Origin of the sequence: Streptomyces sp. SID12501, from assembly GCF_010550245.1 — a bacterium.
In the GTDB taxonomy this organism is placed as follows: Bacteria; Actinomycetota; Actinomycetes; order Streptomycetales; family Streptomycetaceae; genus Streptomyces.
In genome coordinates this window covers 1-469 of the sequence record NZ_JAAGLU010000530.1, presented here as the reverse complement: position 1 = coordinate 469, position 469 = coordinate 1, and the positions used below count along the sequence as shown (strand labels likewise).

The window sequence follows — 469 nt, the reverse complement described above, 5'->3', positions numbered from 1 at the left end:
ACTCTCTTTGGACCTGTCCACGGGTCCATTGTGGCGCCAGGCTCGACGGTATGAACACCTCAGCCCCTTCACACGCTTCACGCGCTTTGCACCCTTCACCGCCGCCTGCACAGCCTTCGTCCCCTTCGTCCCGGCAGTGGCGCGATCTCGCCCCCGGCATCGCCGGCATGGTGCTCGTCGGCAGCAGCGTCACCGTCTCCCGCTCCCTCGTGGACGCCCCGCTCTTCGGGGTGCAGGCCGTCCGCTACACGATGGCCGCGCTGCTCCTCTTCGGCCTGGCCCGCCTCGCCCGGGTGCCGATCAGGACCCCGCGCGGCCGGGAATGGCTGTGGCTGGCCGGGGTCGCCGCCACCGGGCTGGTGCTGTTCAACGTGGCCGTCGTACGGGGCGTCGCGCACGCCGAGCCGGCCGTGATCGCCGTCGCCGTGGCCTGCGCACCCGTCCTGTTCGGGGTGATCGGCCCGCTGAT

Annotated in this window: 1 protein-coding gene; it reads left to right on the top strand. The window is 71.6% G+C overall.

The features are described from left to right. Nucleotides 1-167: 167 nt before the first annotated feature. Nucleotides 168-469: EamA family transporter (locus tag G3I71_RS47130; protein ID WP_239149803.1), on the top strand; the 302-nt coding region annotated here is incomplete at its 3' end.